The organism is Cedecea neteri (genome assembly GCF_000757825.1).
Taxonomy (GTDB): Bacteria; Pseudomonadota; Gammaproteobacteria; order Enterobacterales; family Enterobacteriaceae; genus Cedecea; species Cedecea selenatireducens.
This window is the reverse complement of record NZ_CP009451.1, coordinates 2,395,394-2,408,684: the sequence shown is the minus strand read 5'-3', so window position 1 is coordinate 2,408,684 and position 13,291 is coordinate 2,395,394. Positions and strand designations below refer to the sequence as shown.

The window sequence follows — 13,291 nt, the reverse complement described above, 5'->3', positions numbered from 1 at the left end:
ATACCGAGACAGGCAAGCCAATCCCGGTAGGATCGGGTAAACTACTTCGGTTAATATTCCGGGAAATGGCTGACATGAACTCCTCTCTTAAACCCTTCAATACCTTTGGTATTCAGGCAACGGCTGAACGTATAGTTATCGCTGAATCCGTACAACAGCTTACTGAAGCATGGACAGCATCGATGCATGCTCAGCAGCCCGTTCTTATTCTGGGTGAAGGCAGTAACGTCCTTTTCCTGCAGGACTTTGAGGGAACGGTGATTGTTAATCGCATCAAAGGGATCCAGGTGATTGAAACTGAAGATGCCTGGTTACTGCATGTCGGAGCCGGTGAAAACTGGCATAATCTCGTGGAATATACCCTCCAGCAAGGCATGCCGGGTCTGGAAAATCTTGCTTTGATCCCCGGTTGTGCAGGCTCATCGCCAATCCAAAACATTGGAGCATATGGGGTCGAAATAAAAAAGGTCTGCGATTACGTCGATTGTGTTGAGCTGAGCAACGGCCGTGCGTTGCGTTTAACCAACGAAGAGTGCCGCTTTGGCTACCGTGACAGTATCTTCAAACATGACTATCAGGATCGCTTCGCGATTGTTGCTGTAGGTTACCGCCTGCCGAAAGCATGGATGCCTGTGCTCAACTATGGTGATCTGACTAAATTAGATCCGGCTACCGTTACGCCTCAGCAGATTTTTGAAAGCGTCTGCACTATGAGAACCTCGAAGCTGCCCGATCCTAAAGTGAATGGTAATGCCGGTAGTTTCTTCAAAAACCCCGTTATTAGTGCCGAACAGGCAGAAAAACTGATTTCCAACGTGGCGAACGTGCCTCATTATCCGCAACCTGACGCTAGCGTTAAGCTTGCTGCTGGCTGGCTGATCGATCAATGCCAGCTCAAGGGCCATCGCATCGGTGGCGCGGCGGTTCATCAGCAGCAGGCCCTTGTTATTATTAATGAAGATGAGGCAAGCAGCTCGGATGTAATTGCCCTCGCTCATTATATTCGCCAGCGAGTCGGAGAAAAGTTTGATGTCTGGCTTGAGCCTGAGGTTCGTTTTATGGGCGGTAAAGGTGAAGTCAGCGCCGTGGAGACTATCGCATGAAAGATAATCGAGTTCCGTTAACGTTAATCAGTATTCTTGCAGACGGCGAGTTTCATTCCGGCGAGCATCTGGGTGAGCAATTAGGCATGAGCCGTGCCGCGATTAATAAGCATGTTCAAACGTTGAGAGACTGGGGTATTGATGTTTTCACCGTTCCGGGCAAAGGCTACAGCTTGCCGGAGCCCATCCAGCTGCTGGATGAAAGCTTCATTAAGTCGCAAATCGATAGTGGTACAGTAGCTGTGCTACCGGTGATTGATTCGACCAATCAGTACCTGCTCGATCGCCTCAGCACCCTTCAGTCCGGTGATGCCTGTATAGCCGAATACCAGCAGGCTGGGCGTGGCAGACGAGGTCGCCAGTGGTTTTCCCCCTTTGGGGCAAATCTTTATCTGTCCATGTACTGGCGTCTGGAGCAGGGACCCGCGGCGGCAATTGGTCTCAGCCTTGTTATTGGCATCGTAATGGCCGAAGTATTGCAGAGGCTTGGTGCCGAAGAGGTCAGAGTTAAATGGCCAAATGACCTCTATCTCAACGATCGCAAGCTTGCCGGTATTCTGGTTGAGCTCACGGGCAAAACGGGGGACGCTGCACAGATAGTAATTGGAGCAGGGATTAATCTCGCGATGCGCAGCGTAGCTACAGATGTGATTAACCAGGGCTGGATTAACCTGCAGGAAGCCGGTATCCGTATTGACAGGAATACGTTGGCCATAACGCTTATTCAGGAGCTTCGTGCGGCGCTGCAGCTATTTGAGCAGGAAAGTCTGGTACCGTTTCTGCCTCGCTGGGAAAAGCTGGATAATTTTATTCATCGTCCGGTAAAGCTCATTATCGGTGAACGTGAGATTTATGGTATTTCTCGCGGGATCAACGAGCAGGGGGGATTATTGCTGGAACAGGATGGCGTAATAAAGTCTTGGGTTGGCGGTGAAATTTCCCTGCGCGGTGTGAATTAAAGAGAGGGGGATTTCCCCCTCGCCTTATTATTTTCTCAGCTTAACGCAGTCAACGGCATGATTAGCACTTTTTGTCATTATTAAGCTTGCGCGATCGCGTGTGGGTAATATGTTCTGCTGTAAATTCAACAGATTAATCTCTTTCCATAACTGCATGGCAATATTCACAGCTTCATCCTGAGAAAGTTTTGCATAGCTATGGAAATAAGAATTTGGATCGGTAAAAGCGCCTTCCCGGAATTTCAGGAAACGATTGATATACCAGTTTTGTAATAACTCTTCCGGCGCATCGACATAAATAGAAAAATCCACAAAATCCGAAACAAATACATGATGCGGATCGTGCGGATAATCCATTCCGCTTTGCAAAACGTTCAATCCTTCCAGGATTAATATATCCGGCTGGGCAACTATCTTGTCACCGTCAGGAATCACGTCATACACGAGATGTGAGTAAACCGGCGCTGTCACATTGGTTGCGCCAGATTTGATATCAGAGACAAACTTCACCAGGCGATGCATATCATAGGATTGCGGGAAGCCTTTCTTCTTCATCAAATTGCGCTCTTTGAGCACTTTATTTGGATGAAGGAAGCCATCAGTGGTAATCAGCTCAACCCGGCGATGCTCAGGCCAGCGGCTCAGCAAAGCCTGCAGTACGCGAGCTGTAGTGCTCTTCCCGACCGCCACACTGCCCGCAATACTAATGACATAGGGAATGCGTTGTCCGTTTGTGCCAAGGAACTGCTCGAGTACCGCCTGGCGCCGCAGGTTTGAACTGATATAAAAATTGAGCAGGCGAGACAGCGGCAGATAAATCTCGGCCACTTCTTCCAGGGAGAGGTCTTCGTTAATGCCTTTTAACCGGGCTATTTCCCCTTCGGTTAGCGTCATGGGGACTGAGTCACGCAAAGCCGCCCACTGGCTCCGGTCAAATTGTAGATATGGGGTCGTTGCCAACATTTGCTCTTTATTACTCATAAGCATGCTTCTGCCTGTAATTCAGGACAAAATTTACGCACTGCATTCTCTAACGCATGAAATCAAACGTAGTGCATCAAAAGTATGCAGCGTATTTAACTTTTCAATAGTGGGCAGGAGGGTAACACCGGAATGGAGAGAACGATAAGAAAAAATCAACAGCAGTGACGTATTACGGCGAATACATCACGTTACGCTTAGGTAAAAGAGAGGTCTGCAAGTAATCGTTGCATAACTAGCCCCTTTCAGGACTCACGATTGCCATTCTACAATAACAAAACGTCGGGTCAGGCAATATGGCAGGCGGTAATGATGGAAATTTGTTCTCAATTGGTGCTTTAGCCATCATATTTTCGAGATCTAGCACAAAATGTGAGCGGTAGTGCATTTTATGCAATTTTTTTGTTGCATGCGCGGCTCTGTCTTCCTAGAATGCGCGCTACTTGATGCCGGCTTAGCTCAGTAGGTAGAGCAACTGACTTGTAATCAGTAGGTCACCAGTTCGATTCCGGTAGCCGGCACCATCAAGTACCCCAGGTGGGGTTCCCGAGCGGCCAAAGGGAGCAGACTGTAAATCTGCCGTCATCGACTTCGAAGGTTCGAATCCTTCCCCCACCACCATATTCGGCAACGCATTGCGAAGCCCGAGACGATAGACAAGCAGTTTGTCGGCTCGAATATTGAGAGGCCTTCTCTCATATTCAGTACAGAAAGATTCAGGTAGCCGAGTTCCAGGATGCGGGCATCGTATAATGGCTATTACCTCAGCCTTCCAAGCTGATGATGTGGGTTCGATTCCCACTGCCCGCTCCAACAAGATGTGCTGATATAGCTCAGTTGGTAGAGCGCACCCTTGGTAAGGGTGAGGTCGGCAGTTCGAATCTGCCTATCAGCACCACTTCTTTATCTCCTCCCTGTTTCTCTTCTGTTAATGCATTCAGCTAATTCAGGCATATGCCTGGTTGATGTGGTGATATCACCGATTTATCCGTGTCTTAGAGGGACAATCGATGTCTAAAGAAAAGTTTGAACGTACAAAACCGCACGTTAACGTCGGTACTATCGGCCACGTTGACCATGGTAAAACAACGCTGACCGCTGCAATCACTACCGTTCTGGCTAAAACCTACGGTGGTTCTGCTCGTGCATTCGACCAGATCGATAACGCACCAGAAGAAAAAGCTCGTGGTATCACCATCAACACTTCCCACGTTGAATACGACACCCCGACTCGTCACTACGCGCACGTTGACTGCCCAGGGCACGCCGACTACGTGAAAAACATGATCACCGGTGCTGCTCAGATGGACGGCGCTATCCTGGTTGTTGCTGCGACTGACGGCCCTATGCCTCAGACCCGTGAGCACATCCTGCTGGGTCGTCAGGTTGGCGTTCCTTACATCATCGTGTTCCTGAACAAATGTGACATGGTTGATGACGAAGAGCTGCTGGAACTGGTTGAAATGGAAGTTCGTGAACTTCTGTCTCAGTACGACTTCCCGGGCGATGACACTCCAATCATCCGTGGTTCTGCTCTGAAAGCGCTGGAAGGCGAAGCTGAGTGGGAAGCTAAAATCGTTGAACTGGCTGGCTTCCTGGATTCCTACATCCCAGAACCAGTACGTGCAATCGACCTGCCGTTCCTGCTGCCAATCGAAGACGTATTCTCCATCTCCGGCCGTGGTACCGTTGTTACCGGTCGTGTAGAGCGCGGTATCGTTAAAGTGGGCGAAGAAGTAGAAATCGTTGGTATCAAAGATACTGCGAAATCTACCTGTACCGGCGTTGAAATGTTCCGCAAACTGCTGGACGAAGGCCGTGCTGGTGAGAACGTTGGTGTTCTGCTGCGTGGTATCAAACGTGAAGAAATCGAACGTGGTCAGGTTCTGGCTAAGCCAGGCTCTATCAAGCCGCACACCAAGTTCGAATCTGAAGTGTACATCCTGTCCAAAGACGAAGGCGGCCGTCATACTCCGTTCTTCAAAGGCTACCGTCCACAGTTCTACTTCCGTACAACTGACGTGACCGGTACCATCGAACTGCCAGAAGGCGTAGAGATGGTAATGCCAGGCGACAACATCAAAATGGTTGTTACCCTGATCCACCCAATCGCGATGGATGACGGTCTGCGTTTCGCAATCCGTGAAGGTGGCCGTACCGTTGGTGCGGGCGTTGTTGCTAAAGTTATCGCTTAATCGCTGATAACATTTGACGCAATGCGCAAGAAGAGGGCATCATTTGATGCCCTTTTTGTACGCTTTCGAACCAGAACCTGGCTCATCAGTGATTTTTTACCGATAATCATTGCTGAGACAGGCTCTGAAGATGGCGTTTATGCCGGATAGCGCCTGAAAAGGGCCATTCGGTTTGGTTGCCTCGCCTGCGCGGGGCAAAAATGTTTGTCTGATTTATTGTGACAGGTTGGTTTATGAGTGCGAATACCGAAGCTCAAGGGAGCGGGCGTGGCCTCGAAGCGATGAAGTGGCTGGCAGTAGTCGTTTTGCTGCTCGTGGCAATCGTGGGCAACTACATTTATCGTGATATCACTCTGCCGCTTCGTGCACTGGCTGTGGTAATTCTGATTGCAGCGGCAGGTGGTGTTGCACTGCTGACGGTAAAAGGCAAAGCAACCGTAGCCTTTGCTCGCGAAGCGAGAACTGAAGTACGCAAGGTGATTTGGCCTACTCGCCAGGAAACTCTGCACACCACTTTAATCGTGGCCGCGGTTACCGCTGTGATGTCACTGATTTTGTGGGGGCTGGATGGTATTCTGGTCCGCCTGGTATCTTTTATTACTGGCCTGAGGTTCTGAGATGTCTGAAGCCCCTAAAAAGCGTTGGTACGTCGTTCAGGCGTTTTCCGGTTTTGAAGGTCGTGTAGCCACGTCGCTGCGCGAACATATCAAACTCCACAACATGGAAGAGCTGTTTGGCGAAGTCATGGTTCCAACCGAAGAGGTTGTTGAAATCCGTGGCGGCCAACGTCGTAAAAGCGAACGTAAATTCTTCCCTGGCTACGTTCTGGTCCAGATGGTGATGAACGACGCAAGCTGGCACCTGGTGCGTAGCGTTCCTCGCGTAATGGGTTTCATCGGTGGGACTTCCGATCGCCCAGCACCAATCAGCGATAAAGAAGTTGATGCGATCATGAACCGCCTGCAGCAGGTGGGTGACAAGCCGCGTCCGAAAACGCTGTTCGAACCAGGTGAAATGGTACGCGTTAGCGATGGTCCGTTTGCGGACTTCAACGGTGTAGTGGAAGAAGTGGATTACGAGAAGAGCCGCCTGAAGGTTTCCGTTTCCATCTTTGGACGTGCAACGCCGGTTGAACTGGATTTTGCTCAGGTTGAGAAAGCCTGATAATTTGATCGTTTAAGCAGCGATTATTGATTGCACAGGGCGCGAAATTGGCATACAATTTCGCGCCTTTTGTTTTTATGTGTCTCGTACACATAAGACGTTTATTCACGGGGAGCTTCTTTGAGGCGCTATTACCCAATCAGAGGATTTTAGAATGGCTAAGAAAGTACAAGCCTACGTCAAGCTGCAGGTTGCAGCTGGTATGGCGAACCCAAGTCCACCAGTTGGTCCAGCTCTGGGTCAGCAGGGTGTGAACATCATGGAATTCTGTAAAGCGTTCAACGCAAAAACTGAATCCCTGGAAAAAGGTCTGCCAATCCCGGTTGTTATTACCGTTTACGCTGACCGTTCTTTCACTTTCGTTACCAAAACCCCTCCAGCAGCAGTTCTGCTGAAGAAAGCGGCTGGTATCAAGTCTGGTTCCGGTAAGCCGAACAAAGACAAAGTGGGTAAAGTTTCCCGCGCTCAGCTGCAGGAAATCGCGCAGACCAAAGCTGCCGACATGACTGGTTCCGACATTGAAGCGATGACTCGCTCCATTGAAGGTACTGCACGTTCCATGGGCCTGGTAGTGGAGGACTAAGAAATGGCTAAACTGACCAAGCGCATGTCCGTGATTCGTGACAAAGTTGATGCAACTAAGCAGTATGACATCAACGAAGCTATCGCTCTGCTGAAAGAGCTGGCCACTGCTAAATTCGTAGAAAGCGTTGACGTTGCCGTTAACCTCGGCATCGACGCTCGTAAATCTGACCAGAACGTACGTGGTGCAACTGTACTGCCGCACGGTACTGGCCGTTCCGTTCGCGTAGCCGTATTTGCTCAGGGCCCTAACGCTGAAGCAGCTAAAGCTGCTGGCGCAGAGCTGGTAGGTATGGAAGATCTGGCTGACCAGATCAAGAAAGGCGAAATGAACTTCGACGTTGTTATCGCATCTCCAGATGCAATGCGCGTTGTTGGCCAGCTGGGTCAGGTTCTGGGTCCACGCGGCCTGATGCCAAACCCGAAAGTTGGTACCGTAACCCCTAACGTTGCAGAAGCAGTTAAAAATGCTAAAGCAGGTCAGGTTCGTTACCGTAACGACAAAAACGGCATCATCCACACCACCATCGGTAAAGTGGATTTTGACGCTGACAAACTGAAAGAAAACCTGGAATCTCTGCTGGTTGCTCTGAAAAAAGCAAAACCATCTCAGGCGAAAGGCGTGTACATCAAGAAAGTTAGCATCTCCACCACCATGGGTGCTGGTGTTGCCGTTGATCAGTCCGGTCTGACCGCGACTGTGGCGAACTAATAATCGCCTTTACGCGGGCGAAAGATTAGTCTAATATCTTACGCCCGTTGTTCTGTTAATACAGAACACAAAGAATTTTCGGTTGGAGCCTGGCCTTATCCAGGCCTCCGTCCAAGACCGCAGGTGTTTCGCAAGAGACTTAATTGCCTGCGTAGACGGTGACAGAACCTGAAGAATATTTTTAGATAGTCTTTAGCTTGTTTCTGCTCACCGTATGTAGACGCGTTTTTCCATTGTGGTTAAGCGCGAAGTGAGTTTCGGGACTTCTGTCCCGGCTAAAACCCAGGAGCAAAAGCTAATGGCTTTAAATCTTCAAGACAAACAAGCGATTGTTGCTGAAGTCAGCGAAGTAGCCAAAGGCGCGCTGTCTGCAGTAGTTGCGGATTCCCGCGGCGTTACTGTAGATAAAATGACCGAACTGCGTAAAGCAGGTCGCGAAGCCGGCGTTTACATGCGTGTTGTTCGCAACACCTTGCTGCGCCGTGTTGTTGAGGGTACTCAGTTTGAGTGCCTGAAAGACGCGTTCGTTGGTCCGACCCTGATTGCATATTCTATGGAACACCCGGGCGCTGCTGCTCGTCTGTTCAAAGATTTCGCTAAAGCGAATGCAAAATTTGAGGTCAAAGCCGCTGCCTTTGAAGGTGAGCTGATCCCGGCGTCGCAAATCGACCGCCTGGCAACTCTGCCGACCTACGAAGAAGCAATTGCACGCCTGATGGCAACCATGAAAGAAGCTTCGGCTGGCAAACTGGTTCGTACTCTGGCTGCTGTACGCGATGCAAAAGAAGCTGCTTAATCGCAGTTTTCTTTATCAAGTATTCGCTTACGTATAAACTTATTCTGATATTCAGGAACAATTTAAATGTCTATCACTAAAGATCAAATCATTGAAGCAGTATCCGCTATGTCCGTAATGGACGTTGTAGAACTGATCTCTGCAATGGAAGAAAAATTCGGTGTTTCTGCTGCTGCTGCTGTAGCTGTTGCTGCTGGCCCAGCTGAAGCTGCTGAAGAGAAAACTGAGTTCGACGTTATTCTGAAAGCTGCTGGCGCTAACAAAGTTGCCGTAATCAAAGCTGTTCGTGGCGCAACTGGCCTGGGTCTGAAAGAAGCTAAAGACCTGGCAGAAACCCCGAATGCCGTTCTGAAAGAAGGCATCAGCAAAGACGACGCAGAAGCTCTGAAAAAATCTCTGGAAGAAGCTGGCGCTGAAGTTGAAGTTAAATAAGCCAACCCTTCTGGTTGCAGCCTGAGAAATTAGGCTGATGGCTGGTGACTTTTTAGTCACCAGCCTTTTTGCGCTGTAGGGTATCAGCAGCGTTTCACGCTGTTTGACTGCTGATTACCTCCCAATGTTTGTTCCTATCGACGCCTTAATATATTGCGTCTTTTCGCGCCGGGAGTTCCGGGGCAAAGCGTAACGAAATGGTTTAAGAGTGATAGAAACAAGTATTGCGGGAAGTGTTCCACTTTCCGATCCACAAAATAGTGTTGCATAAACTGCCCCTTTCGACGGGCAGATGGGTCGACTTGTCAGCGAGCTGAGGAACCCTAATGGTTTACTCCTATACCGAGAAAAAACGTATTCGTAAGGATTTTGGAAAGCGTCCACAAGTACTGGACATTCCTTATCTCCTTTCTATCCAGCTTGACTCGTTCCAGAAGTTCATCGAGCAAGATCCCGAAGGTCAGTACGGTCTGGAAGCGGCTTTCCGCTCCGTATTCCCGATTGCAAGCTACAGCGGCAATTCCGAGCTGCAGTATGTGAGCTATCGCCTGGGCGAACCTGTATTTGACGTTAAAGAATGTCAAATCCGTGGCGTGACGTATTCTGCTCCGCTGCGTGTAAAACTGCGTCTGGTGATCTACGAGCGCGAAGCGCCGGAAGGCACCGTTAAAGACATCAAAGAACAAGAAGTGTACATGGGCGAAATTCCGCTCATGACCGACAACGGGACCTTCGTTATCAACGGTACTGAGCGCGTAATCGTTTCTCAGCTTCACCGTAGCCCGGGCGTGTTCTTCGACAGTGACAAAGGTAAGACCCACTCTTCAGGGAAGGTACTGTATAACGCACGTATCATTCCTTACCGTGGTTCCTGGCTGGACTTCGAATTCGACCCGAAAGATAACCTGTTCGTGCGTATTGACCGTCGCCGCAAACTGCCTGCGACCATCATCCTGCGCGCACTGAACTACACCACTGAGCAGATCCTTGACCTGTTCTTTGAGAAAGTTAATTTCGAAATCCGTGACAACAAGCTGCAGATGGAGCTGGTACCGGAACGCCTTCGTGGCGAAACCGCTTCCTTCGACATCGAAGCTGACGGCAAAGTGTACGTTGAAAAAGGCCGCCGTATCACCGCGCGCCATATTCGCCAACTGGAAAAAGACGATATCAAACATATCGAAGTTCCTGTTGAGTACATCGCCGGTAAAGTTGCGGCTAAAGACTACGTTGATGCTTCTACCGGCGAACTGATTTGCCCGGCGAACATGGAACTGTCTTTGGATCTGCTGGCCAAACTGAGCCAGTCAGGCCACAAGCGCATTGAAACGCTGTTCACCAACGATCTTGATCATGGTGCATACATCTCCGAGACCGTACGCGTCGATCCAACCAATGACCGCCTGAGCGCGCTGGTTGAAATCTACCGTATGATGCGTCCTGGTGAGCCACCAACGCGTGAAGCAGCGGAAAGCCTGTTCGAGAACCTGTTCTTCTCCGAAGACCGCTATGACTTGTCTGCGGTTGGTCGTATGAAGTTCAACCGTTCTCTGCTGCGTGATGAAATCGAAGGCTCCGGTATCCTGAGCAAAGATGACATCATCGAAGTTATGCGCAAGCTGATCGGTATTCGTAACGGTCAGGGCGAAGTGGATGATATCGACCACCTCGGCAACCGTCGTATCCGTTCCGTAGGCGAAATGGCGGAAAACCAGTTCCGCGTTGGCCTGGTACGTGTTGAGCGTGCGGTGAAAGAGCGTCTGTCCCTGGGCGATCTGGATACCCTGATGCCTCAGGATATGATCAACGCCAAGCCTATCTCTGCCGCAGTGAAAGAGTTCTTTGGTTCCAGCCAGCTGTCTCAGTTCATGGACCAGAACAACCCGCTGTCCGAGATCACGCACAAACGTCGTATCTCCGCGTTGGGCCCAGGCGGTCTGACCCGTGAGCGCGCGGGCTTCGAAGTACGTGACGTACACCCAACCCACTACGGTCGTGTGTGTCCAATCGAAACCCCAGAAGGTCCAAACATCGGCCTGATCAACTCCCTGTCCGTGTACGCACAGACTAACGAATACGGCTTCCTTGAGACTCCGTATCGTCGCGTTGTTGACGGCGTTGTGACCGACGAAATCCATTACCTGTCTGCTATTGAAGAAGGTAACTACGTCATCGCTCAGGCGAACACCAACCTGAACGAAGAAGGCCGTTTTGTAGACGACCTGGTAACCTGCCGTAGCAAAGGCGAATCCAGCTTGTTCAGTAACGACCAGGTTGACTACATGGACGTTTCCACCCAGCAGGTGGTTTCCGTCGGTGCGTCCCTGATCCCGTTCCTGGAACACGATGACGCCAACCGTGCATTGATGGGTGCGAACATGCAACGTCAGGCGGTTCCGACTCTGCGCGCTGATAAGCCGCTGGTTGGTACCGGTATGGAACGTGCTGTAGCCGTTGACTCCGGCGTTACCGCCGTTGCCAAACGTGGCGGTACCGTTCAGTACGTTGATGCCTCCCGTATCGTTATCAAAGTTAACGAAGACGAGATGTATCCGGGCGAAGCAGGTATCGACATCTACAACCTGACTAAGTACACCCGTTCTAACCAGAACACCTGCATCAACCAGATGCCTTGCGTGTCCCTGGGTGAGCCAATCGAACGCGGCGACGTGCTGGCAGACGGCCCGTCTACCGATCTCGGTGAACTGGCACTTGGCCAGAACATGCGCGTAGCGTTCATGCCGTGGAACGGTTACAACTTCGAAGACTCCATCCTCGTATCCGAGCGTGTTGTTCAGGAAGATCGTTTCACCACTATCCACATTCAGGAACTGGCTTGTGTGTCTCGTGACACCAAACTGGGGCCAGAAGAGATCACCGCTGACATCCCTAACGTGGGTGAAGCTGCGCTCTCCAAGCTGGATGAGTCCGGTATCGTGTATATCGGTGCTGAAGTGACCGGCGGTGATATTCTGGTTGGTAAGGTTACGCCGAAAGGTGAAACCCAGCTGACGCCAGAAGAGAAACTGCTGCGTGCAATCTTCGGTGAGAAAGCGTCTGACGTTAAAGACTCTTCCCTGCGCGTACCAAACGGCGTTTCCGGTACCGTAATCGACGTTCAGGTCTTCACCCGCGATGGCGTGGAAAAAGACAAACGTGCGCTGGAAATCGAAGAGATGCAGCTGAAGCAGGCTAAGAAAGACCTGTCCGAAGAACTGCAGATCTTCGAAGCCGGTCTGTTCAGCCGTATCTATGCCGTACTGGTTTCCGGTGGCGTTGAAGCTGAGAAGCTCGACAAACTGCCGCGTGACCGCTGGCTGGAACTGGGTCTGACCGACGAAGATAAGCAAAACCAGCTGGAGCAGCTGGCAGAGCAGTACGACGAGCTGAAGCACGAGTTTGAGAAGAAACTCGAAGCTAAGCGCCGCAAAATCACTCAGGGCGATGACCTGGCACCTGGCGTGCTGAAAATCGTGAAAGTGTATCTGGCCGTTAAACGTCAGATCCAGCCTGGTGACAAGATGGCAGGTCGTCACGGGAACAAAGGTGTTATCTCCAAGATCAACCCGATCGAAGATATGCCATACGATGAAAACGGCACGCCGGTAGACATCGTACTGAACCCGCTGGGCGTACCATCTCGTATGAACATCGGTCAGATTCTGGAAACCCACCTGGGTATGGCTGCGAAAGGTATCGGCGAGAAGATCAACGCCATGCTGAAACAGCAGCAGGAAGTCGCCAAACTGCGCGAATTCATCCAGAAAGCGTATGACCTGGGTACAGACGTTCGTCAGAAGGTAGATCTGAACACCTTCACCGACGATGAAGTTCTGCGCCTGGCTGAAAACCTGAAAAAAGGTATGCCGATTGCTACTCCGGTATTCGACGGTGCAAAAGAGTCGGAAATCAAAGAGCTGCTGCAACTGGGCGGTCTGCCATCTTCTGGCCAGATTACCCTGTTCGACGGCCGCACCGGTGAGCAGTTTGAGCGTCAGGTAACCGTAGGTTACATGTACATGCTGAAACTGAACCACCTGGTTGATGACAAGATGCACGCGCGTTCTACCGGTTCTTACAGCCTGGTTACTCAGCAGCCGCTGGGTGGTAAGGCTCAGTTCGGTGGTCAGCGCTTCGGTGAGATGGAAGTGTGGGCGCTGGAAGCATATGGCGCTGCCTATACCCTGCAGGAAATGCTGACCGTTAAGTCTGATGACGTGAATGGCCGTACCAAGATGTATAAGAACATCGTGGATGGCAACCATCAGATGGAACCGGGCATGCCGGAATCCTTCAACGTACTGTTGAAAGAGATCCGTTCGCTGGGTATCAACATCGAGCTGGAAGACGAGTAATCGTTGCTCAAA

General features: G+C 50.7%; 11 protein-coding genes and 4 tRNA genes. 14 read left to right on the top strand and 1 reads right to left on the bottom strand.

The genetic code is table 11. The annotated features are described in order from the left end of the window. The first annotated feature begins 74 nt into the window (after positions 1-74). Both murB and birA read left to right on the top strand, forming a co-directional pair. The gene (gene murB / locus JT31_RS11110) at positions 75-1,103 is read left to right on the top strand and encodes a UDP-N-acetylmuramate dehydrogenase (protein ID WP_038476801.1); all 1,029 of its coding nucleotides are present in this window, start codon (positions 75-77) and stop codon (positions 1,101-1,103) included. Next, a complete protein-coding gene (gene birA / locus JT31_RS11105; RefSeq protein WP_038476799.1) occupies positions 1,100-2,062 on the top strand; it encodes a bifunctional biotin--[acetyl-CoA-carboxylase] ligase/biotin operon repressor BirA in 963 nt (320 codons plus the stop codon). The genes murB and birA overlap by 4 nt, the downstream gene beginning before the upstream one ends. A 27-nt stretch (positions 2,063-2,089) precedes the next feature. Here the strand turns inward: birA and coaA are convergent, their stop codons facing one another. Continuing rightward, positions 2,090-3,043 (bottom strand): type I pantothenate kinase, encoded by a 954-nt coding sequence (gene coaA / locus JT31_RS11100; RefSeq protein WP_038483028.1) that lies wholly within the window; start codon positions 3,041-3,043, stop codon positions 2,090-2,092. Between the two features lie 448 nt (positions 3,044-3,491). On the opposite strand from coaA, the gene JT31_RS11095 reads away from it, so the two are divergent. The 12 genes from JT31_RS11095 to rpoB all read left to right on the top strand — a co-directional run bounded on the left by JT31_RS11095 (position 3,492) and on the right by rpoB (position 13,279). After that, positions 3,492-3,567 (top strand) — tRNA-Thr (locus JT31_RS11095). Between the two features lie 12 nt (positions 3,568-3,579). After that, positions 3,580-3,664 (top strand) — tRNA-Tyr (locus JT31_RS11090). Positions 3,665-3,781: 117 nt separating this feature from the next. Then, positions 3,782-3,856: transfer RNA gene (locus JT31_RS11085), tRNA-Gly, on the top strand. A 9-nt stretch (positions 3,857-3,865) separates the two neighbouring features. Beyond that, positions 3,866-3,941 (top strand) — tRNA-Thr (locus JT31_RS11080). A gap of 112 nt (positions 3,942-4,053) precedes the next feature. Further along, positions 4,054-5,238 carry an elongation factor Tu gene (gene tuf / locus JT31_RS11075; protein ID WP_038476797.1) on the top strand — a complete coding sequence of 395 codons (1,185 nt, stop codon included), beginning with the start codon at positions 4,054-4,056 and terminating at the stop codon, positions 5,236-5,238. A 233-nt stretch (positions 5,239-5,471) separates the two neighbouring features. Beyond that, complete coding sequence (gene secE, locus JT31_RS11070; RefSeq protein WP_008460146.1) at positions 5,472-5,855, top strand: preprotein translocase subunit SecE; 384 nt, start codon at positions 5,472-5,474, stop codon at positions 5,853-5,855. Between the two features lies 1 nt (position 5,856). Then, entirely contained in the window at positions 5,857-6,402 is a 546-nt protein-coding gene (gene nusG / locus JT31_RS11065) for a transcription termination/antitermination protein NusG (RefSeq protein ID WP_002438628.1), read from the top strand. Between the two features lie 154 nt (positions 6,403-6,556). Next, a complete protein-coding gene (rplK, locus tag JT31_RS11060; RefSeq protein WP_008460147.1) occupies positions 6,557-6,985 on the top strand; it encodes a 50S ribosomal protein L11 in 429 nt (142 codons plus the stop codon). 3 nt (positions 6,986-6,988) lie between these two features. Then, positions 6,989-7,696, top strand: coding sequence for a 50S ribosomal protein L1 (rplA, locus tag JT31_RS11055; RefSeq protein ID WP_038476792.1), 708 nt, complete (start codon positions 6,989-6,991; stop codon positions 7,694-7,696). A 298-nt stretch (positions 7,697-7,994) separates the two neighbouring features. Next, positions 7,995-8,492 (top strand): 50S ribosomal protein L10, encoded by a 498-nt coding sequence (gene rplJ, locus JT31_RS11050; protein WP_007704673.1) that lies wholly within the window; start codon positions 7,995-7,997, stop codon positions 8,490-8,492. Positions 8,493-8,558: 66 nt separating this feature from the next. Then, a complete protein-coding gene (gene rplL, locus JT31_RS11045) occupies positions 8,559-8,924 on the top strand; it encodes a 50S ribosomal protein L7/L12 (protein ID WP_038476789.1) in 366 nt (121 codons plus the stop codon). Between the two features lie 326 nt (positions 8,925-9,250). Continuing rightward, positions 9,251-13,279: a DNA-directed RNA polymerase subunit beta gene (rpoB, locus tag JT31_RS11040; protein ID WP_038476787.1), complete on the top strand. Its 4,029-nt coding sequence runs from the start codon at positions 9,251-9,253 to the stop codon at positions 13,277-13,279. Positions 13,280-13,291: the final 12 nt, after the last annotated feature.